Source organism: Spartinivicinus marinus, assembly GCF_026309355.1.
GTDB classification, from domain to species: domain Bacteria; phylum Pseudomonadota; class Gammaproteobacteria; order Pseudomonadales; family Zooshikellaceae; genus Spartinivicinus; species Spartinivicinus marinus.
Map to the genome: position 1 here is coordinate 81419 of NZ_JAPJZK010000001.1, position 21666 is coordinate 103084.

Here is a 21666-nt window from a genome sequence, read left to right on the forward strand (position 1 = left end):
TAACTATAGAAATAATGCAAGTGCACACTAATGCATAAACTGACAAGAATGCGTTACAGCCGAGACGAATGGAAAGAAAAAGCAACAAAACGGGCTGAAGAAATCCGGGAGTTTCGCAAAAAAGTTTCCAGAAAAGAGCTCAAAATAGCCGAACTTGAAGCAAAACTGATTCAACTGGAAAAAGAAGTAAACAAGAAAAAAAAATAACCCAGTTCAACCAAGTACTTCAGCCGTTGAGTTTAGTCAAGCCCAACAAGTGCGTACGCAGTGTGTTTTTATGGTGCTGCGCGCTTTTGTCTCATTCCGATCAGTACCTCGAATTTTAAGTGTATTGAATGCTCAACGTGCCACCCCTTATGGCTGGATACCACATTTTACATCTGTTATTAACTGGACCTTACGTATAGGCTTAGCTTGTTTAAATCAGGTCACTGAGTCAAAAGAGCCTTGGGTTGCCATTATGGACCACTCAATAGTAATCGGTGTAAAAAAAGTATTAGTTGTCCTGAGAGTACCAATCAAAGTATTTGCAAAAAAGGGCCAAGCTTTAACACTGAGTGACTGTGAGTGTATTGGTTTAAAGGTATCAGAAAAGACAGATGCTGATACCATCACCCAACAATTAGTGTCTATATTTGAGTTAGCAGGCTCACCGGCAGTGATTGTGAAAGATCAGGCAGGTAATTTATCAAAGGGGGTTAGTCAGTGGAAGCAAATATCTGGAGTAAAGTCCGTCACGACCATTGACGATATTGGTCATGTACTAGCCAATGCACTACAAGAACAATATAAAGAAAGTAAGCCACTAAAACAATTTCTGGAAGCAGTGAGAAAAGGTGCCTCACGATTACGACAAACGGAGCTTGCTTTTTTATTACCTCCAAAAATAAGGGTCAAGGGGCGTTTTCAAAGTATTAGTAAACTAGCAAAATGGAGTACAAAAATAGAGTGTTTGATGCGAGTACGTGGGCGAGCAGCAGTGAATAGTCCGTTGGAAAAACTACGCAAAGCACTTCCAGGTTTTACTCAAATGAAAACATTTATTGAAGGTTTTAGTCGGACCACGCATATTGTTAACGAAGTCAATAAGGTTCTAAAAAACAAAGGGCTTAACCAGAGGACTTATCGACAATACTGCCAACTGTCAGAAGCATTACCAAGAGGATCAATTGTTAGAAAACGACTTGTCAGATGGTTAAAGAGTCACTTGGCAAAGCAAGCTCATTTGGGGGTCAAACAAACACCATTATTAGTGAGCAGCGATATTATTGAAAGCTTATTTGGTAAATACAAACACATTATTGAACGCTGTCCTCTATCTGATATTAATCGAATGGTATTAATTATTCCTGCATTATGTATAAACGGAATGAGTCAACAGACCATGCTAAACGCTTTCAGCCAGACTAAGCATGAAGATCTTGCTAGATGGGAGCAAAAAAATATCTCACACTCCCTATACAGCAATAGACGAGCATTTTTAGAAAACCTGTATGTCTGAGCAGGTACTGAAAACCGGGAATTAATGTTGTGCGAAATATATTTTATTTCGACAGGCTAGGGCAAGCCCTTTCGCTTACGCTCAACTTCGCTCTGCGAAGCGGGGTATTTTGGTTAGATGAATACCCCTCCCTTTTACGCCGCAAGCGGCGGGGAATAGAACCCGAAGAGATTTAAATTATCATCAAACTGTATGGTCAATAATTTGGTATGCTACCTACACTTAACTATCATCACCTATCAACCAGCTCTCTTTCATCTCCTCATTACTTATCAATCGAAATACAACTTTTTCTAAATAGTCTCGGTTTGCTTTATCTACTACTAAATCTGGTAATAACAAATATTTAAGTCCACTTTGTTCAAAGTCCTCTTGCAAGCTATCTTCAAGGACTTTCTTAGTCCAAACATTCAATGCATATACGTTTCCATTTTTTAATTTCACATGCATATTGAAATACTCACAAACCTCGTTGTATTCATCATTCCACTCTTCAAATTCTAACCATAATTCAAAATCTAATTCACTCATTATTCACCAAGCAATGACTTAAGTCTCGGGATATCTTTAGGCTGACTATTTTTATTACCATATCCTATAACATTTCCTTTTGAGTCTAAATACACCCTCACTCCTTGTTTTGACTTAATTTCATAGATTCCATTTTTTAAGTATCTTACATCTCGTATATTAGATAATGGAGTACCTGTTCCACTTAAATATTGCTGTTGAAAGCGGTCCAGTATATTATCAGCTATTTTCTTTTCATGCGCTCCCAGCTTATCATAGCTCTTGTACTTTTGTTTAATAATGTCATCCCACTTAACTTTATCTTTACAGTACTTCTTTAGCTGATTTAATTTATGAGTTGGAATGCCTGGCCAGCAAGCATCTACAACAGTTAAAACTCCATTCCAATCTCCCGCAGCTAACCAGCGAGCTGTTTGAGGGACACAACTTATTGAATTTCCACGCCCCCCCAAAATTTGTTTTATAAGAGTTTGAGTGTTTAATCCCTTATCATCAAAATATACAAGAGGATTTCCTTCTACATAAGCATAAGTATTCAATCCACCTTCAAGCCCAATCGGATCACTCTGAACATACCGCCCTAAATTCGGGTCGTAATCCCTAAAATAGTTGTAGTGTAATCCTGACTCGGGGTCAAAAACCTGCCCAGGAAAACGCAGTGCAACCACTGTCTTCTGGCCATCACCATCTACATCTTCATTAGCTAAGCCAACCCCAAATGCATCGGATTGCCATTGCCAAATGGCTTGACCTACTGCATTGGTAGCTACTCGTGGGGTATTAAGGTGATCACTATGGATATACGCCACTTGCTGTTTAGTGCTTTGGCCTTTGTCGTTTAACCATTGCTCTAACATGGCTATCGGTTGCGTACCTAACCACGCATAGTTACGGGTGTAGAAGAGTTTATTGCTAGCGTTATAATAAGCTTCTTCTAACAGTTGCCCGTTTTGGTTGTAGCTATAAATAACAGTCTGGCTGTTTAAGGCTTTTACTAATCGTTCGCCAATCGCGTTATAACGGTATTTGGCTTGGGTAGTACCACCTTTAACAACGGCTTTTAGTCGCCCTTGGCCATCATATTTAAAGCTAAGTCCTTGCCCATTGCGCGTCATATTACCCATACCATCATAGGTAAAAGGCCCTTCATTACGACGGACTACTTGGTTACTGTTGCTAGCATAAATTAATTGTTGGGTTTCAGTTTTACCGGCTTTTTCAGTTGTACGCTTGGTGCGGTTACCAACCGGATCATATTCATAGGTTTTACGGCCATAATTAGCTTGCTCTTCAATTAAGCGGTCTAACGGGTCATAACCATATGAGCTGTTGTTTTGCTCAGCCAATAAGTTCTCAATGCCGGTAATGTTACCGTTAGGATCGTACTGGTAATTTAGCTCTTGAATCCCTTGCACGGTTTGCTGAGTTAACTGTAAGTCCTGATCATATTGGCGGTTTAAGGTTTTACCGTTACCCCACGTCAGTTGTTGTACAGGGCCAAAGGGAACATAGCCAATATTGTTGGCTAAATTAATGACCTGGTCGCCTCCCTTAAATTGCCCCGTGACTTGGTTAACCTGACCATTGCTATTGCGCTGGTAGCTGATGGTTAAACCAGAAGGGTATTGAATACGGGTCAGTTGGTTAGCCAGGTTGTAACCATAAGCCACGCCAAAGAATTGATCCTTACCATTCAGGCTTACCGAGCGCATGGTTTTGGTGGCATTGCCTCGGTCATCGTAATGGTAAGCAATTAAGCCTGACTGGTCCTGAATGCCAGTTAAGCGACCAATGCCTTTGCTGCCATCGCTGGTGTCATCATAAAGATAAGTGACATTTAATGTGGGTGTTGATGGATAAATACGCTGGGTTAGCCGGTTCAATGCATCATAACGATAACGAGTAATACGGCCTCGGCCATCGGTTTTTTCTGTTAAATTACCCACCGCATCATGTAAATAATGTGTTGTACCACTGCTTGGGCTAACTTCCTTAACTAGTTGGCCTAAACCATTATAAACATAGGTCGTCGTTACCCCTCGCGGATCAGTGACTTGAGTTAAATTACCTTGCACATCGTATTTAAGTTGAGTCACCTGATTTAAAGCGTCAGTAATTTCTACCAAACGATTTAAACCATCAAAGGCTTGACTCGTTTTATAATTGCGAGGATTCGTTGTAGCTGTTGTATTACTATTTTTGTCATACTGAAAACGAGTTGTTTGCCCCCCAGCACCAACAGCTTGCAGCAATCGCCCCATTTCATCGTAAGCCTGAGTCGATTGACTAACAACAGAACCAGTGGCTGATGTCACCTGCTGCTGAGTAAGGTTGCCCATGTTATCGTGTTGATAATCAATCCGTTCACCTAAGCCGTTACTAACTCTCGTTAAACGCCTAGCAGCATCATAGGTATAATTTAATTGGCTGCCATTAGGTAAAACCACTGCAGTAATTTGCCCTACTCCATCATAAGTAAACTGAGTAATCGCATTACCTGCAGCACTCTTTACAGAAGCTTGGGTCAGCCAGCCACGACGGTTATAAGTCAGCTCGGTCACTAGGCCATTAGCATCAACTATACGCTGAGGATTACCATAACTGTCGTGGTTTTCTAAACGAGTAGTATGGCCCAGAGCATTAATAACTTCCGTTAATTGGCCTTTTTCGCTGTAATGAAATTGGGTGATATCCTGTACATCTGTTCTTGGGTCATCAACTTGGCTCACCAAACCCATATCATTGTATTGGTAACTAATTGAGCTTGATGTGCTGGCTAACCCCAAAGAGGAAAAAATAAATGCTAATGAGCCAGCCAATACTGTTTGAGTAAACTTCATATCAATTATTCTCAAAATATTTAAATATAAAAAACTGCTGTTAGGCAGCATTGGCTGCCTAATAAAAAAACAATTAGTTATTAATTAGTTTGTGCTTTAGATTTAATTGTATCGAGATTCCATTTTGTGCCATCATTAAATTCGATGGCATCTAGCGCATAGCCTGTATTGAAAAAATAATTCACAATCACATTATCTGACGTGTCCATAATTTCTGCGATTAATAAATTACCACTCCGACGCAGCTTAATATCTTTTGGCGCTATACCAGCTTTAAAACGCAAGATATCGATATGGGTTGGCGTTGGATCATAATTAGTAATTCGGTCTTGCCCATCCCCTCGGCCAAACAAATAAATATCATTGCCCGCACCACCATCAGAATTGTCATTACCAGGGCCACCATCCAGTATGTCATCACCGGTATAACCCGTTAAGGTATCTGAGCCTTCACCACCATGTAGACGATCCTGACCCGCGCCACCTGATAGGTTGTCATTGCCTTCACCACCGAATAACACATCATCGCCGTCATCCCCCAGCAGGCGATCATGCCCAGCGTCACCAAACAGCCGGTCCGCACCTTGATGGCCTGAGATCACATCATGACCTGCCCCACCATGTAATTCATCATCGCTTTCATAGCCGTGAATTTCGTCCTTATCATCCGACGGCTGCTGTACTAATTGCCTAATTTTAGTCAATGACCACTTTGTGCCATCATTAAATTCAATAGCATCTAGCGCATAGCCTGTATTGAAAAAATAATTCACAATCACATTATCTGACGTGTCCATAATTTCTGCGATTAATAAATTACCACTCCGACGCAGCTTAATATCTTTTGGCGCTATACCAGCTTTAAAACGCAAGATATCGATATGGGTTGGCGTTGGATCATAATTAGTAATTCGGTCTTGCCCATCCCCTCGGCCAAACAAATAAATATCATTGCCCGCACCACCATCAGAATTGTCATTACCAGGGCCACCATCCAGTATGTCATCACCGGTATAACCCGTTAAGGTATCTGAGCCTTCACCACCATGTAGACGATCCTGACCCGCGCCACCTGATAGGTTGTCATTGCCTTCACCACCGAATAACACATCATCGCCGTCATCCCCCAGCAGGCGATCATGCCCAGCGTCACCAAACAGCCGGTCCGCACCTTGATGGCCTGAGATCACATCATGACCTGCCCCACCATGTAATTCATCATCGCTTTCATAGCCGTGAATTTCGTCCTTATCATCCGACGGCTGCTGTACTAATTGCCTAATTTTAGTCAATGACCACTTTGTGCCATCATTAAATTCAATAGCATCTAGCGCATAGCCTGTATTGAAAAAATAATTCACAATCACATTATCTGACGTGTCCATAATTTCTGCGATTAATAAATTACCACTCCGACGCAGCTTAATATCTTTTGGCGCTATACCAGCTTTAAAACGCAAGATATCGATATGGGTTGGCGTTGGATCATAATTAGTAATTCGGTCTTGCCCATCCCCTCGGCCAAACAAATAAATATCATTGCCCGCACCACCATCAGAATTGTCATTACCAGGGCCACCATCCAGTATGTCATCACCGGTATAACCCGTTAAGGTATCTGAGCCTTCACCACCATGTAGACGATCCTGACCCGCGCCACCTGATAGGTTGTCATTGCCTTCACCACCGAATAACACATCATCGCCGTCATCCCCCAGCAGGCGATCATGCCCAGCGTCACCAAACAGCCGGTCCGCACCTTGATGGCCTGAGATCACATCATGACCTGCCCCACCATGTAATTCATCATCGCTTTCATAGCCGTGAATTTCGTCCTTATCGTCCGACGGACGCTGTACTAATTGCCTAATTTTAGTCAATAACCACTTTGTGCCATCATCAAACTCAATAGCATCAAGATTATAGCCATTATGGAAAAAGTTATTGATGATTACACTATCTGATGTACCTATAATTTCTGCAATTAATTGATTAGCATTACGACGTAATCTTACATCTTGTGGAGATACTCCACTTTTAAATCGCAATTTATCAAGGCTCCCTTGTCTAGGGTCATAGTTATTTATCCTATCCTGTCCGTCGCCTCGGCCAAATAAGTAAATATCATTGCCCGCACCACCATCTAGGCTATCATTTCCTTTTCCACCTTCTAGTACGTCATTTCCTTCACCTGCAAGAAGTGTGTCATTTCCTATCAATCCAGTTAAATATTCACTCTTATTTGTACCATTCAAATAATCACTTGATTCAGAGCCTTTAACTTCTATTTCAGGTATAACGACACTAGTCTCTTTATCACTTGGGTCTTCAATTACTTCTTCTGAAAATCCATTTGCATTACCACCACGATAAAAAACAGAAGTAGTATCATTTTCGATTAAATTAATGAGCTGTCCTGCCTCACTATATTCTAATGTTGTTTCCTTGCCTGGCTCAGCAATTTTTGTTGGTTTAGCGAAAAAGGGGTGCCACTCAGTGTAAACAGTATATGAATCTGATGTCCCTGATGCCTCAGTTCTAGACACCTCTAGGCCTCTTTGGTTATATTGATAAGTGGTTCTGACTCCATTCCAATCAGTTTTAGCTTTTAATAGCGCATTACTATAATACTCATACGACTGATTAGCAGCAGCACAGTTTTCAGACGCATGACCTGTAACTTCAGTTAAGTATTTAATTCCATGAATTTTTTTAAAATAATAGGTTGTGACCTTACCGAGTGGATTCACTACTGTTGTAAAATCATCACCATAGGTAAGAGTATATTTTTCTTTACTGTTAGCTCGCTCAGATGATATGGCTCGACCTTGATTATCGTACTTCCAGTTAATAGCTACAACACCATTTTCATCAATTAAGCTGGTTAGATATCTAGGGAAACGACTATCCTCATAATTAAATTGACGAGTTTTACTATTAGGATAAGTAACAAATAATAACTGTCCTTGATCACTGTATTGATAAACAACTCTTTCATTGGGGTCTATTGAAGCTTGTAATACACGGTCATACTCACCAACAATCATATTTAACTTATAATTACTTTTCGTATCATTGATAGTAAGATTTGCTCCTTCCCTTATAAAATCGAGCTCTACACCACCCAATACACGTTTTTTAATAATTTTTCCTTTGAAATCAAACCAGGCTATAACATTATTTGAAAATGTGACTTTCCAAGCCGCGTTGTACTCAGTAGTCTCTTCAAGCTTATGAAATACATCAGGGTCACTTACCCACTCAGAATTCTTTAATTTAAACTGAAAGCCCTTGCCATCACCATCTTTTAGTAAAATTAATTGATTATTAATAGTTAAGTAAGTCTGATAATTATGTGTCCATTCACCCGTACTACTGTTATAGGTTCTGATTAGTGGGAGGCGTCCTGTAATATCGACATTTTGGTGAAACATATTACCTGTTGATATGCGTATAGGCTCGCCTACGCTTGGGCGAGTATTTGGATGATTCTTATCACAAGGGTCTCCTGGTCCATTATCTTTAATTATCTCAATTATTAAAACGCATTCACCTTTTTCATTACGTACATATCCTTCTGGGCATTTTGGCACGCACTCTCCATTAACCAATTCAAATCCTTCCTCACACTCCTCAGGTGTTTCTTCAGTTTCTGGAGGAGTACAGTTTTCATGCGGCTCACATTTTTCACTAATTGTTGCAACGATATTGTCTTTATAAACGCACTTAACACCTAGTGGACTTGGTTTATAATTCTCAGGGCAGTCAAACACTTCTCGCTCACGATAAACAGTAAAACCATCAGAAACTCCCCCATTAATATGTTTACAGTATTTAACTGTGACTCCTCTAGTATTGATATATTCTAAGCCTTTGTAGTATTTAGGATAGGTATTTGTACTACCACACGATCCTGATGTTTTATTATTAAGTGTTCCCCACTGGCCTTTATTTTCTATAGATGGATCACCACAACCATTATAATATTTTCTCATTCCACCTAGAATAGCTGCTTGTTCTGTAGTATATGTTTCATCCTTAGCATCACAGCGTACATGATGATAAACCCAAGGAGTTGATTTAGGGTCTTTAGGGGGAATTTTATACAGATAAATAATCTCACTAGCTGTTTTAGACTGTATTGAGTCATACCTAAGTAAAGAAGCAGCATCACTCGTACTCTTCATAGCTGCTTCAGCATCCCCCCTGCTTTTAAAAACCTGACCACCAGTCAAGCTTGTAGTATATGTTTTAGCAAAAACATATCCAGTAGAACAGCTCAGAAGAGACAGGACATATATAAGCTTGATAATTAGTTTTTTACTTCGGTAATGCACAACTCTACCTATATCCGTAATAAGAGAACTTCAAAAACTCACCCATACCCAGAGCGAGTATTGTCATGACAACTAAAAGCTACTTGAGATCAATAAGATCGAATCATTCAATAGCAATAAAGCGTCGGTATTTTATACGCACTGGTTCAAAAATCAACCAGTTCAAATTATTATAAGGCTTGCTTATTTTAAATATAAAATTAAGTTATTTCGCCTACCTTCAATTAAGTGTTATTACGTATATCACTTCTAATCTCATCGTTTTCTAACCTAGTAGAAATTCTTTCATTTTCTTCACTTCGTGAATAAGTCTATCTACTGAAAAATCTCTTACTATCATAGGACTGCCCCTACTCTTCTGTACTCTTTTCAATTGCACAAAACTTTTATGATGCAAAACCGATGAGTGCTTTTTCCGGTTCCCAGAAGTCTGACTGCTCCCTTCGGATTCCTAGTCAGATTTTTTCCTCGCAATGACAGCGGATTAGGAAGAAGTTTGAGACACCACTAATGCAATTATCCTCTCAAGCTGTTATTGGGGGAAACTTAATATTGTCTTACTCAAATCAAAGGCCATTTATAGCAATGGAACTAACTGCTCTACCAAATCATTTATTTTTTATTCATCTTCTTCCAGAAAATTAAACAACTGATTATGTTTAGTTAGCACCCCATCATCATTAATTACCAACATATCATTTTCATACAACCATACTTTTTTGTTATTTTTTAGGTTTTCTAATATACCTAACAAATGATTACCATAATCGATTTGTGCTTGGCCTAATAATTCCAAAACAGGCTTCTGTTTTGCGAAAGTTTCACTTATTGCACTTACTGAATTTTTATATATTTGACTATCTTCCCCAAGTGCTTTTAACTTTTCTTGTAAATTTACAATTGCATTGAAAGTATACTCATTATTTTCAGTTGCTTTTTTAATATAATCGCTAACTACTCCTATTTGAAACTCAAACTCACCTTCCCGCTTTAAAATAGAGTAGTCAAGAATTCTCGGTGATTGAACTGCAATCATTACATCATTCAATTGAATATTTTTTTGTGCCGTTTCCTCAATAAATGTTCTCAAAATACTGTAAAATAACTTTTCTTTCCCTGATTTTACCCCTTCCATCAAGGCAAAGTTACTTTGAACATCATCAACAAATTCGTTATAAGCCGAATCCACTTGTTCTGGGTCTTCTGAGTTCAATAACAAGTCCTTAAATTTTTCTTTAGATTGCTCGTAGGAGCCCAGATTTAAATACTGTTGCTCCACACTCTCCGGTGGACTGGGGTTTTTACCATAGTATACGATCCCACACATCGCACATAACACAGCAATAAAGATGAGACAGTTAACTTTAACTTCTGCAGGGGTAGGTAGTCGTTTCATTAGCATTACAAGAGATTTTTCAATAATTAAGTTAAGAGGCTTTGAATTGAAGAGCAATAAAGCGAACAGATTTCAACCAAACCTATAATAATTGCAACTATAATTCATACTCATAAGCTTGCCTTATCATTGCTCAAAATAAAAATTAAAGATAATGATTTTTACTCGGAAAATACGTATATACCAACCCTAAACAGGGGTGATCACAGCTGAGATAGGATATTAATGGAAGTTTGTACGAGTGACATATGCTTGCAGCGGGTTTTTTATTGTGGTGCAACATCAGAAGTTCCTCTTATCTGAACTTATTAAATGCTTATGCCTCCATCTTGTTTATAAATATTGATTCTTTACCTTTGAAATACTCTACCTTGAATACAATTCGATTACTTTCATAAGCAGCATTTTGTATCCAACCTTCAGCACCTTCCTTATCAGTTTCAATATAGTCAGGTAGCAATATATATCCACCTGGATATTTTTCAATTAAATCATATAAATCGTTCCAGGTATCTACCCATATAATTTCTTTCTCAGTATTACTAAACACCATTTTTAAACATCTTGTCGCGCTTTACCAAAGCTCATATTCCTTAGCAGGCTTCCAACCATCTGGTTTAATCTAACCTTCTTATTTTAGTTGTTTCTTGGAATATTTGCTCAGATACTCTTTTTGCTTAGGGAGCAGGTTGACTTTTTTAATCGAGACTTCCCTTTTCATAATTACATATTAAATCATATTGTTCTTGAGTGTCTGGAATACCAACACCACGAGCAGCTGAGACCATATCAATTGCTGTTTGAGCGTAAATGTTTTATATCATCGTTCAGCCACATTGATGATAGCTTTGGCATGACAAAAATAGCCCCTTTGCCTATTGCCGTTACTTCAAATACTTGTGGAATCATAAATTCTGTCCTCACTAGCCCGAATACTTCATCAGATACCACTGAACTACATGGATTTTTTTGTGATTTGATGAAATATTTGGGCTAGGCTATATGAAAACTCATATAGCTCAGCGAAACTCTCCAATTACACCATATCAGGATAAGGGTTATCTAAATCCAGTGAAACTTCATGCTCAAACCCTGGCAAGCGAATTGCCTGGGTATCAAACTGAATATTTTCACCTTCAATAACCCCTTCACCAAACTGATAAATAGGTTGTTGTTGATTAGCTATGCAACGCTGATCGTATGCTTCAACATTGGCCTGCACTTGCTCATTGGATTTTAAATAATGCCGATAGGCTGACTTGCCATGTTTTTTCTGTAGCATTTGCTGGGTGATATGTGGTGCGATAATAAATGCTGTCGCATTATTTCCGCCAAACCCTTTCGCATTCAATAATGCAATATCCAGTGCGCTTTTATCTACGGTTTGATGCTGGGTATTTATTTTTAAATGGGTTTGATATACATCTGCTGCAGGCTTATCAATTGTGGTAATACCTGGCAATACCCCATACTGCCAAACACCCAAAGTGCTTGCCAACTGGTCACCGGCTGCTGCGCCAATAGAGTGCCCAACAAACGCTTTTACAGCAGTAATCGGCCAGCCTGTAATGCCAAAAACTTCAGCGGCTTTATCCAAAATATGCGATTCTGTTACCCGGTTCTGCGGCGTACCAGTGCCATGGGCCTGGACAAAACTTCTTAACCGCAGCGCTTCTTCGCCTAAAACAGCACGGGCAGAGGCCATCGCTTTAGCCATGGTTAAATAATTACCCACACCTGGGCCGGAAATAGATTTTTTAAAACCATCGGCATTAACAAAGACATCACCGACTGCCCCCAGCACATTAGCCCCCAGCTCCAAAGCTAGCTCATCATCGAATAACACGACAAATTGAGCAGACTCCGCCAAGGTAAACCCACAGTTTTCACCAAATGGACGGCAAGCACGTTGATAGTTTAGTGACTGGTCTGCTGCCAGCTTATCTAATGCCCGCAGCTCGTTGTCTGTTGCCAAAGCACCCATTGTGCCATAGCCATCAAATACTTCGGGTAACAAAGGGGCTTCCGCATTACCAACAATTGCAACTCGGCAGCGACCACTACGAATGTCGTCTATACCATTTTTCAGGTTATATAAGAAGGTGGCACAAGCACCCATACTGGTACCGGTATTACCAACACTTCCCAACAAATAAGCATTGATAAAGTCAGCTGGCATTTCTGCCATACCTAATGGGCATTGCTTAGACGTAACTCGCTTGCCCAACAGCTGGGCTTTGAGCATGCCTCCATTGCCGTTGTAATCCAGTTGGCTCATCCCACTGCCTGCATAAACAGCGACTTGATCAGGCTTCACCCATTGCATAACCTGTTGCCAATCAACACCTATTGAGCCTAACGCATCAGATGCACCATAGACTGTTAACTGCAGGCCTCGGGGATGGTTACGGGATTGATATAACTGATCAGGCTTAAATCCACTAGGTAATTGTCCAGCAGCACGGACAGCCGCTTGCCGGGTAGCAGGCAATAACCAAGCTTGGATATCGGTAAAAGTGACTTTTACATGGCGTGCATCAATATCTTCTAGCTGCCAATGGGATGGAATATCGGCAGGCAACTTACGTTTTGCTAATACGACACTGGCGCCTGCTTGAAATTGTTCTGCTTGATGATACGACAGTTGTTCAGTATCAAAATAGCCTGACTCTATTTGACGGATTAGGGTATGTTGTTTGATATAATTCTGCTGATCAACCCCATAATTAATCCCCATCAGCTGGGCCAGGCTTCGCCAGGTACTATCAGCTTCTGCTTGAGTAAGCTGATCAATCACTAAACGTTTGTAACTATGATGTAACGAGGTACGGCCAGCGGAGTTAATACCACCCATACCGACAATAACAGGAAGTCTAGACAAACCATTACCCCTTAAAGTTGATTTACCTATAACGGCGTTTTGGAGGCTAGTGAAAGGTATAAGCCAATGGTTTTGGAACGAGTAGACGCTCTAAAGGCATTCTGATGAACTAGATGCACCACTAACAACACTCACTACAGTGTAATTTCGTTCTGACTAACAAGACTGGACATTTTCGCCAAATATTAGGATTATTTAGTCACTACCCACTGGTGAAAAATCTGTTATGTGATGGACACTCGAATTACTCTAATTGCCATTGAGCATATGCTAGGCACCAGCCTAACCTTACCTATGGAAATGTTGAATGCAGCCAATGCAACTTTCCAGGCTTATCATAAAACCCGCCAACAGCCCCTGGAAATCATTGTCGGTAGTTGGGATGGCCAACCTGTTGCTATTACGGGTGGGTTAAGTATTACCCCCCACTGTTCACTGAAAGATATTGAAACAACAGATTTAATTATCATCCCTGGCTTGTGGCGCAACCCACATACAACTATTCACAACCACCAACCATTGATTAAGTGGCTGCAACAACAGTATCAACGACAAGCCACGATCTGCGCAGCCGGTACGGGGGTAGCCTTAATAGCAGAGGCAAGCTTACTGGATAATCAACCTGCCACCACACACTGGTACTATTTTGATACTTTCAGTCGCCGCTACCCTAATATTGAGCTGTGTCGTCATCACTTAATCACCCATAGTGAACGCATTTATTGCGCAGGTAGTGTCAACTCTATTGCCGATTTAACCGTACATTTAATCGGTAAGCTATTAGGAGAAAAAATTGCCACCCGAGTAGAGCAGCAATTTTCACGGGAAATACGCCGCCCTTACGAAACCTCTTTCTATTCTTTTGAAGATACTCGTAATCATCAGGATGAAGCAATTATTGAAGCCCAACAATGGATTTCATCCAATCACAGTCAGTCCATTCATTGGCAGCAATTGGCAGAACAGTTACAAATGAGTTTACGAACGTTTAACCGGCGCTTTAAAGCCGCTACCCATCAAACACCGTCCAGTTATTTGCAAAAAATCAGAATTCAAGCTGCCAAAGAGCTACTTAACCATACCAACCTAACCATTGCAGAAATTTCCGATGCAGTTGGTTTTAACGACGAAGGTTATTTTGCACGTACGTTTAAAAAGCATGCCTTAGCGAGCCCTAGTGACTATCGGCACCAGGTACGAGGGAAGTTATTTTCGCTTACTTAGGGTGTCGCAAAAGACATTTTTAGCTCCCTCTCCCTCTGGGAGAGGGCTGGGGTGAGGGTGTCTTTAAAAAATCTCAACCTTTAGAATGTGTCTTATTATTAGCAGCAGCTTGAGATTGATTATTATCAGTTTCAGTTTGCTCACAGCAATCAACAGTACCTGGCACAGGGTCATAGCCACCCGGATGCCAAGGATGACAACGCAGTAAACGTCTAGTAGCTAACCAACAGCCTTTAATTGCACCGTATTGCTCCACAGCCTCAAGAGCATAAGTAGAACAGCTGGGATAAAACCGACAGTTTCTGCCAAATAACGGGCTAATTGCTAGCTGATAGGCTCTGATAAGTAACATGAACAACTCTTTCATAGGTAGATTCTATCGCCAACCTCACACTAAAACCAGTTATACCCTTCTCGAGTGATTTTTAGGGATTGTTGTCGTCGCTCGACGGCCGCCCCTAAAAACCACTCGCATTGGGTATACACTGGAGGTAGCCAATAATCATTCGAGAAGGCTATAGCGAAATGTACTTTAGTATAACGGCCGCCCCTCTATATACTTCTATATAACTTCATCTTAATATTTTAGGCATCTATAAAACGTTCTTTTTTAATTATAAAACAGGATTTGCAGCAAAACCGACAAATAAGGGACATAATTACAGTATTCAAGGAAGAAAAAATGCTAAAAAAAAGCCTAATAGTAGAAATATCAAAAAATGACTCTGCATTGGACGATTATTTGCAAATTGTTAGTATGGATGCAGCCTGTGTCGCTAAACGCTATTGGAAAAACCCAGATCTTCATAGTTATAACGGTAATAAAATACACCCAATTACCCTGCTCAGCCATGCCAATAATCAAAACTTTATTACCGATTACAACAGTGGTGGTTACAAAGCCTATTTGTCAGGTAGCGAAATTGCTAAAAACATTGTTGCCTTAGGGCTCACTCCAACTCGTTTTAAGTTTTGTTTACTCGCAGGTTGCAAAGGAGCTGAAAACAAAGATCAGGCAGGTCTATATATACAGATAGGAGATGCATTCGCAATTCCAGTAGTCGCCTCCACCACGCCAGTCAAACTCGCCACCACCAATACCCAAATAACCTTAACCCCCCAGGATCAAGGGCAATGGAAAGTTTATTTTCCAGCAGAGTCATCAATTTACGACCTTAAAAATGAACGCTGTAAAGAAATTCATGAATATTTAATGGGGTATGTGTTTCAGTGCCTAACCGAATAATAATAATGATTAAAATATTAGAAAAAGAAAAGATGCCAAGCTGATTATAATCGCTTGGCATCAGACAGTTTTTAAATACCGTCTTGAGGATTTAGTGTACGCTTTTCTATATCTTCAGCTGATTTCTCTTTCCATACTGGCCAATACTCTACCTGTTTGCTTTTCACACTATTTGCATTCTTTTTATACCATGCTTTTGATTTGTCTGAATTTTCAACAAGTTTTGTATTATCAAGCCATTTTTTAAACTCAGGCATACTTGTATTAAACTTGGAAGAGCTGTCATTACGAATGGGCCATAAGGAAAATCTTGCCTTCCACATACCCATTCTTGGGGTCACAAGGCTATAGTATGTTTTTCCAGGTAAAATCTCAGCTTGTAAAAAGTCTGCCGCCTCCGAAACTACCATAAAAGTATGTGGACCAGGTGTCGTATCATAGGCGATTTTAGTACCATTAGCGATAATTCCAATAAACTCAGGCTCTCCATTAGTCACATCATATAATGATGCACTAATAGCACTACCGACAAAAGAGGAACGGAGAAAAACCACTTGAGATAGACTTGAATCAACTACTTTTATAGTCTGCTGCTGTGAAACAAGCATTGGGTTAGATGCACATCCAGCAAAAATAGTACAAGCCAAAATAACCAGTAAACGCATGTGTTTCATGTAAAATACCTACCCTTAAATTGTAGGTGGGGTATCATGCTAGAATATAATAATGACATCAAGTAGATTTTTTACTTTTTATCATTTTGCATATTGTTACTATACAGCCATAGTAAGGAGTGTTTACAGTATTAACGTTGTTTTTCATCCTCAATCACACTGTAGCAAAGCTCTATACATTCATCACAGATATTACCCTCTTCACCACAGATAACTTTTCTTACTTCTAAATCACCTTTGCCACAAAATGAGCAAAATAAGCTGCTTTCGGCTTTTTCTTCATTTTCAGGTTCAGTATGATCTGTTATCTGGGTTGTTTCCGCTGCTTCAGCTTTAGTCAGTTTAATCCTTATTTCATCACCAACATCTAAATATTCATACTCCCAGTTCAAATATTTTTTTGACTCAAGCGAGGTTGGTAAAAAAGCTGTCATTACCATGCCAATACCTTCATCGCCGACTAATTTGAAGACAGCTGTTTCTAACTGATCACCAAATGCTACATCAGCTTCGGAATAAAGCTTATCATTTATATAAACCTCAAATTTGATCATAACCTGAACACCATATAAGATCTAAATAAGTTTAGATCTTATAAAGCCAACCTACCAAATACTTAGTCTTGCAAAGCCTTGGCCTCAGCAACCATGAGATTTACACTACCTCATCATTAACATTTTGTTCACTGGAAAAAAGAGTTAGCTATGAAAGCAAAAATAAGGCCAGCAACCTCTCCAGACCTAGCCCAGATCAATGAAATATACAACTACTATGTGTTAAAAACGAACGCCACTTTTGATATTGAGCCTTGGTCTATTGAAAAACGACGTTCATGGTATAAAGCATTTAATAACAACTCTCTTTATTATCTGCTAGTTGCTGAATGGCAAGAGCAAGTTGTTGGTTTTGCCTATAATGCACAATTTAAGGAAAGGGCTGCTTACCAAACCTCTTCAGAAGTGACAATCTATATTAAACCAGATTCCACTGGTTTAGGTATTGGTTATAAACTATATCACCAGCTATTTAATTTAATCAGCCAAATGCCTATTCATAGGCTCTATGCTGCTATTACACTTCCTAATATGAATTCAATTAAGCTACTTGAAAAAGCCAATCAAACGTCATGATATACCCGTCGCGAATCATTTTTAGGTTTTGTTATGATCACCATGGATGGTGGGAATGCAGTTAATTCAGGAGCATTTAACTGTCTTCGTTCCTCACCTAAAAATCCTTCGCATTGGGTATATTCTGTTAATAATACTTATGAAGGCTTTTAGTCATCCAAAGCCGCTAAAGTCACTTGCCCTGTCTGTTTATGTACCAGTAACCAGCCATGGGCCATAAAGCCATCTAAAATATTCAACTTTAAATAGAATAAGTAATACTGTTCTGGTGAAAAACTTGCCAGTCCTGCTTCACTATGATTTGGATATAGCGTAATTGTCGATTCACTTAAAAAAGTGCACAAAAGCAAGTCTAACTCTCGTGGGGTAACGGTTACTCCCAAGCTGTCTTCATATAAGACCTGTAAATAATATAAAAAATTGTCAACGTCGTACCCTCGCTCAGGTAAAGGGGTAAACACATAATTCATTACCTGGCGCAGAGCACCTGAATAATCGAGTTGACCCGCTAGGTTGTTGTGAACCGATTTAAGTGACTCAGGGGGTTTATCTACCAACCCACAGGTAATTCCTTCATTTAAATCCGCTGCCCAACTTAATTGACAGCTAAGACTAATGACTGCTAATGATTTAAATAGCCCTTTTATTTTCATCTGTTCTCCTTACTTCAGTATATCCTTCGTATATCCCTGTTTTTCAGCTTCTTCTAACAACTATAAACGCAGCTCTGATTTTTACCCAAAGCCTAAAAATCATGCGAGAAGGGTATAGCGACTTCCACTACATAAGCAATGCCTAGTTTGGCAAATTTATGTGCATGTAACGCATGACCACCAGACTGCTCTATAGTGTCTTCTGTGGAGTGTATTTTCCAGTTCAGTTTATCCATAGTAGCTTCAAACGGGAAAGAGGCAGGATAACCATTGGCTGTCCAAGAGGCATGATCAGAACAGCCATAACCACACTTGGAATAACCAATTTGCATTTCAGGTAAATAGGTTCTGGCTAAGCGGGCTAAAAACTGGTTTTGTGCTGGGTCAGTATAATCTTCCATTAACACAATATCATTGGCACTTCCTTGGAAGTTAGTCATATCAAACTGTACTACACCTACTATCTTTTTGTTTGCCTCTCGATATTGTGCAGCAATATCTGAAGAGCCTAATAAACCAATTTCTTCTGCTGCATATCCCATAAACTGAATCGTGCGTTCAGGATAAAAATCATTTTTTAATAACACTCGAATAATTTCAGTAATGGTGGCAATACCAGAAGCATTATCATCTGCACCGGGGGCTAATGCAGTGAGCCGAGGATCGCCACCATTAATCGAATCTAAGTGACCACCCACCACCACAATTTCATCAGGCTTGGTTTTACCCGGTATCGTCATAATTACCGATGACTGAGGGTATGAATCATGGTTAAACAATTTAACCTGTATGTCATCTCGGTTGCGCGCTAAATGCGCCCACTGTCGCTTAATAAACTTAGCAGCCTGCACACCTGTTTCACTCAAATAGTAACGGTTTTGGTAAGCTGAAAGCTTACCAATGGTATGCCTAATTTGGGACTCCGTTATTTGTGGTAATAATTGTGCTACTTGCTGTTGTTGATTAATCGAATATGTAGTCTCTGCAATATCACTGGCCGCACGATGTTTTGCCCGGTCTACATAACGGTGTGTTTGCTTTAAAAACTTGTGAGCAGACTGATAGCTTGGATGCACCATAAACCCACCACAGCGGTTAAACAACCGATGCATATAAACTGATAACACTTCAATACGCTTGCTGTTGATTGATCTGACGACTATTGTCGATTGTTTATCAGGCGATATATTATCGTTATTACTTACTTCTCCATTGACAACAGGCTTCTTGATAATTTTTCTTTCAGACAATAAACCAGGGACTAATTGCTCTATTGTGAGAGCGGCATCTTTGCCTAACGTAATCCATTTATGGTCTTTACTATTCATTTGTGCCAGAGTGGTTTGAGCAAAACATGTTGCTATCACACTTGATGTAAGCACTACTGTCCTTAACTTAACCATGCTGCATCCTTATTAATATTAATGATTAGTTGATTTTATGGATGCTTTAATATAACTGCAATTAACTTTTGTTTTTTATATACCCTTCATAGTGAGTATATATCACTTTATTTTTAGGGCTTGTTATCAGCTCCCTGATACTAACTAACAATAATGAAAAAAATTATGCGAAAAACACTCCTGCTTATTGCTACCTTTCTCTGGATTTACTCCTCTCAAGCGGAGGAGTTACTTATTGACAACCTTAATGGCTATCTTTTGGAAAAAGACCAATGGCAACCTTTCAAAGCCATTCACATTAACTCAGGGAAAGTAAAAAACATTTATAAAGCAGCAACAGATATTCCCTCCAGTTATCAAGGTAAACGACTCAATGGTCAAGGTAGAACGATGCTACCAGGATTAATTGATGCGCATGGTCATATCAAAGGATACGCCTTAGCAAAGCTACAAATTCATTTACGCAATTCAGCATCAGCTGCCGACTCAGTTAAACGAGTTGTTGCTTACCGTAATAGCCACCCAAAACTAAAATGGTTACAAGGGCGAGGTTGGAACCAAGTTCTCTGGCCAGGTAAACAATACCCAACAGCCGTTATGCTAGATAAGCAAATTAAAGATCGTCCTGTCTGGTTAAGACGGGTTGATGGCCATGCAGGCTGGGCCAATTCTAAAGCGATGCAAATAGCCGGTATCAGTCGTACGACACCAGACCCAGAAGGTGGACAAATTATTCGCGACAGTGAAGGTAACCCTACTGGTATTTTTATTGATAATGCAATGGATCTTATCAGTAAGCATATTCCTGAAATTTCGCTACAGGAAGAGATCGCTCTACTGCCCGAAGCATTAAATCAGTTAGCTAAATTAGGCTTAACCAGTGTTCACGATGCAGGCATCAACAGTCAGACAGTTGCCGCCTATAAAACCCTTGCTGAGCAGTCGCAGCTCCCTATCCGGGTATATGCCATGCTGTCGGGTAGTGACAAAAACGTTGACCAGCTAATTAAAGCAGGCCCCTTTATATCTCACAATGACTACCTAACCATTCGTAGCATCAAGTTATTTTTTGACGGCGCTCTCGGTAGTCGTGGAGCTGCACTACACGACAGTTATAGTGATAAAAACAATCATAAAGGATTACTGTTATATCCATCCAAGCAATTATTACTATTAGCCAAACAAGCTCAAAACCATGGTTTTCAGGTGAATATCCACGCTATTGGTGATCGTGGAAACAGTGAGGCTCTGAATATATTTCAGCGACTGAATAAGCTAGCCTCAAAACAAGCCTCTAGGCATCGCATAGAACACTCACAAGTGATTCAGCTTGAGGATATCCCCCGTTTTGCCAAGCTTAATATCATTCCATCCATGCAACCAATTCATGCAACCAGTGATAAAAACATGGCTGAAGATCGGCTAGGGCCACAACGGATTAAAGGGGCCTATGCCTGGCGTAAGCTGATGAATAATAATGCACTTATTGCAGGTGGTTCTGACTTTCCGGTAGAGCCAGCAAACCCCTTTTATGGTATCCATGCTGCAGTCACTCGTCAGGATCATAATAATCACCCCCCAAAAGGCTGGTACCCTGAAGAGAAATTAACAGTAGCAGAAGCTCTTAAACTGTTTACCTATAATGCTGCTTATGCAGCCTATCAGGAAGATAAAGTAGGTAATTTACAGCCCGGGCATTGGGCTGACTTTATTTTATTAGAGCAAAATCCTTTTGCAGTCAATAAGCAATCACTTTGGAAAGTTCAAGTTGCTGCAACTTGGGTGGCAGGAAAACCAGTTTACCAACAACCCTCTACACAACTAGCAAAACAATAGCTACAGCGAGAGTG

Annotated in this window: 17 protein-coding genes; 6 read left to right on the forward strand and 11 right to left on the reverse strand. The window is 39.9% G+C overall.

What is annotated here, in order from left to right:
• The first annotated feature begins 30 nt into the window (after positions 1-30).
• Both OQE68_RS00420 and OQE68_RS00425 read left to right on the forward strand, forming a co-directional pair.
• Entirely contained in the window at positions 31-207 is a 177-nt protein-coding gene (locus OQE68_RS00420) for a hypothetical protein (protein ID WP_180568319.1), read from the forward strand.
• A gap of 49 nt (positions 208-256) precedes the next feature.
• Entirely contained in the window at positions 257-1501 is a 1245-nt protein-coding gene (locus tag OQE68_RS00425) for a hypothetical protein (protein WP_180568318.1), read from the forward strand.
• 222 nt (positions 1502-1723) lie between these two features.
• On the opposite strand, the gene OQE68_RS00430 is transcribed toward OQE68_RS00425, so the two are convergent.
• The 6 genes from OQE68_RS00430 to OQE68_RS00455 all read right to left on the reverse strand — a co-directional run bounded on the left by OQE68_RS00430 (position 1724) and on the right by OQE68_RS00455 (position 13486).
• Positions 1724-2032: a hypothetical protein gene (locus OQE68_RS00430; protein WP_180568317.1), complete on the reverse strand. Its 309-nt coding sequence runs from the start codon at positions 2030-2032 to the stop codon at positions 1724-1726.
• On the reverse strand, positions 2032-4872 hold the full coding sequence (locus OQE68_RS00435; RefSeq protein WP_266195404.1) for an RHS repeat-associated core domain-containing protein: 2841 nt from the start codon (positions 4870-4872) through the stop codon (positions 2032-2034). Before OQE68_RS00435 ends, OQE68_RS00430 begins: the two co-directional genes overlap by 1 nt.
• Before the next feature lie 80 nt (positions 4873-4952).
• The gene (locus tag OQE68_RS00440) at positions 4953-9059 is read right to left on the reverse strand and encodes a calcium-binding protein (protein ID WP_266195405.1); all 4107 of its coding nucleotides are present in this window, start codon (positions 9057-9059) and stop codon (positions 4953-4955) included.
• A gap of 769 nt (positions 9060-9828) precedes the next feature.
• Positions 9829-10605 (reverse strand): hypothetical protein, encoded by a 777-nt coding sequence (locus tag OQE68_RS00445; RefSeq protein ID WP_180568314.1) that lies wholly within the window; start codon positions 10603-10605, stop codon positions 9829-9831.
• 316 nt (positions 10606-10921) lie between these two features.
• Positions 10922-11158: a hypothetical protein gene (locus tag OQE68_RS00450; RefSeq protein ID WP_180568313.1), complete on the reverse strand. Its 237-nt coding sequence runs from the start codon at positions 11156-11158 to the stop codon at positions 10922-10924.
• Between the two features lie 483 nt (positions 11159-11641).
• Positions 11642-13486: a beta-ketoacyl synthase gene (locus OQE68_RS00455; protein ID WP_180568312.1), complete on the reverse strand. Its 1845-nt coding sequence runs from the start codon at positions 13484-13486 to the stop codon at positions 11642-11644.
• A gap of 231 nt (positions 13487-13717) precedes the next feature.
• Between OQE68_RS00455 and OQE68_RS00460 the strand changes: the two genes are divergently transcribed.
• Positions 13718-14710: a GlxA family transcriptional regulator gene (locus tag OQE68_RS00460; protein ID WP_180568311.1), complete on the forward strand. Its 993-nt coding sequence runs from the start codon at positions 13718-13720 to the stop codon at positions 14708-14710.
• 73 nt (positions 14711-14783) lie between these two features.
• On the opposite strand, the gene yidD is transcribed toward OQE68_RS00460, so the two are convergent.
• On the reverse strand, positions 14784-15077 hold the full coding sequence (gene yidD, locus OQE68_RS00465; protein ID WP_180568310.1) for a membrane protein insertion efficiency factor YidD: 294 nt from the start codon (positions 15075-15077) through the stop codon (positions 14784-14786).
• Between the two features lie 315 nt (positions 15078-15392).
• Here yidD and OQE68_RS00470 point away from each other — a divergent pair, with 315 nt between their 5' ends.
• The gene (locus OQE68_RS00470) at positions 15393-15956 is read left to right on the forward strand and encodes a hypothetical protein (protein WP_180568309.1); all 564 of its coding nucleotides are present in this window, start codon (positions 15393-15395) and stop codon (positions 15954-15956) included.
• 71 nt (positions 15957-16027) lie between these two features.
• Here the strand turns inward: OQE68_RS00470 and OQE68_RS00475 are convergent, their stop codons facing one another.
• Entirely contained in the window at positions 16028-16630 is a 603-nt protein-coding gene (locus OQE68_RS00475; protein WP_180568308.1) for a putative periplasmic lipoprotein, read from the reverse strand.
• 131 nt (positions 16631-16761) lie between these two features.
• On the reverse strand, positions 16762-17184 hold the full coding sequence (locus tag OQE68_RS00480; RefSeq protein ID WP_180568307.1) for a ClpX C4-type zinc finger protein: 423 nt from the start codon (positions 17182-17184) through the stop codon (positions 16762-16764).
• Between the two features lie 150 nt (positions 17185-17334).
• On the opposite strand from OQE68_RS00480, the gene OQE68_RS00485 reads away from it, so the two are divergent.
• Positions 17335-17760, forward strand: a complete 426-nt coding sequence (locus OQE68_RS00485; RefSeq protein WP_180568306.1) for a GNAT family N-acetyltransferase — start codon at positions 17335-17337, stop codon at positions 17758-17760.
• Between the two features lie 149 nt (positions 17761-17909).
• Here OQE68_RS00485 and OQE68_RS00490 read toward each other — a convergent pair whose 3' ends face one another.
• Together OQE68_RS00490 and OQE68_RS00495 are read right to left on the reverse strand one after the other, a co-directional pair.
• Entirely contained in the window at positions 17910-18413 is a 504-nt protein-coding gene (locus OQE68_RS00490; protein ID WP_180568305.1) for a hypothetical protein, read from the reverse strand.
• Positions 18414-18505: 92 nt separating this feature from the next.
• Positions 18506-19816 (reverse strand): M20/M25/M40 family metallo-hydrolase, encoded by a 1311-nt coding sequence (locus OQE68_RS00495; protein ID WP_180568304.1) that lies wholly within the window; start codon positions 19814-19816, stop codon positions 18506-18508.
• A gap of 165 nt (positions 19817-19981) precedes the next feature.
• On the opposite strand from OQE68_RS00495, the gene OQE68_RS00500 reads away from it, so the two are divergent.
• Positions 19982-21652 (forward strand): amidohydrolase, encoded by a 1671-nt coding sequence (locus OQE68_RS00500; RefSeq protein WP_219340009.1) that lies wholly within the window; start codon positions 19982-19984, stop codon positions 21650-21652.
• Positions 21653-21666 lie beyond the last annotated feature (14 nt).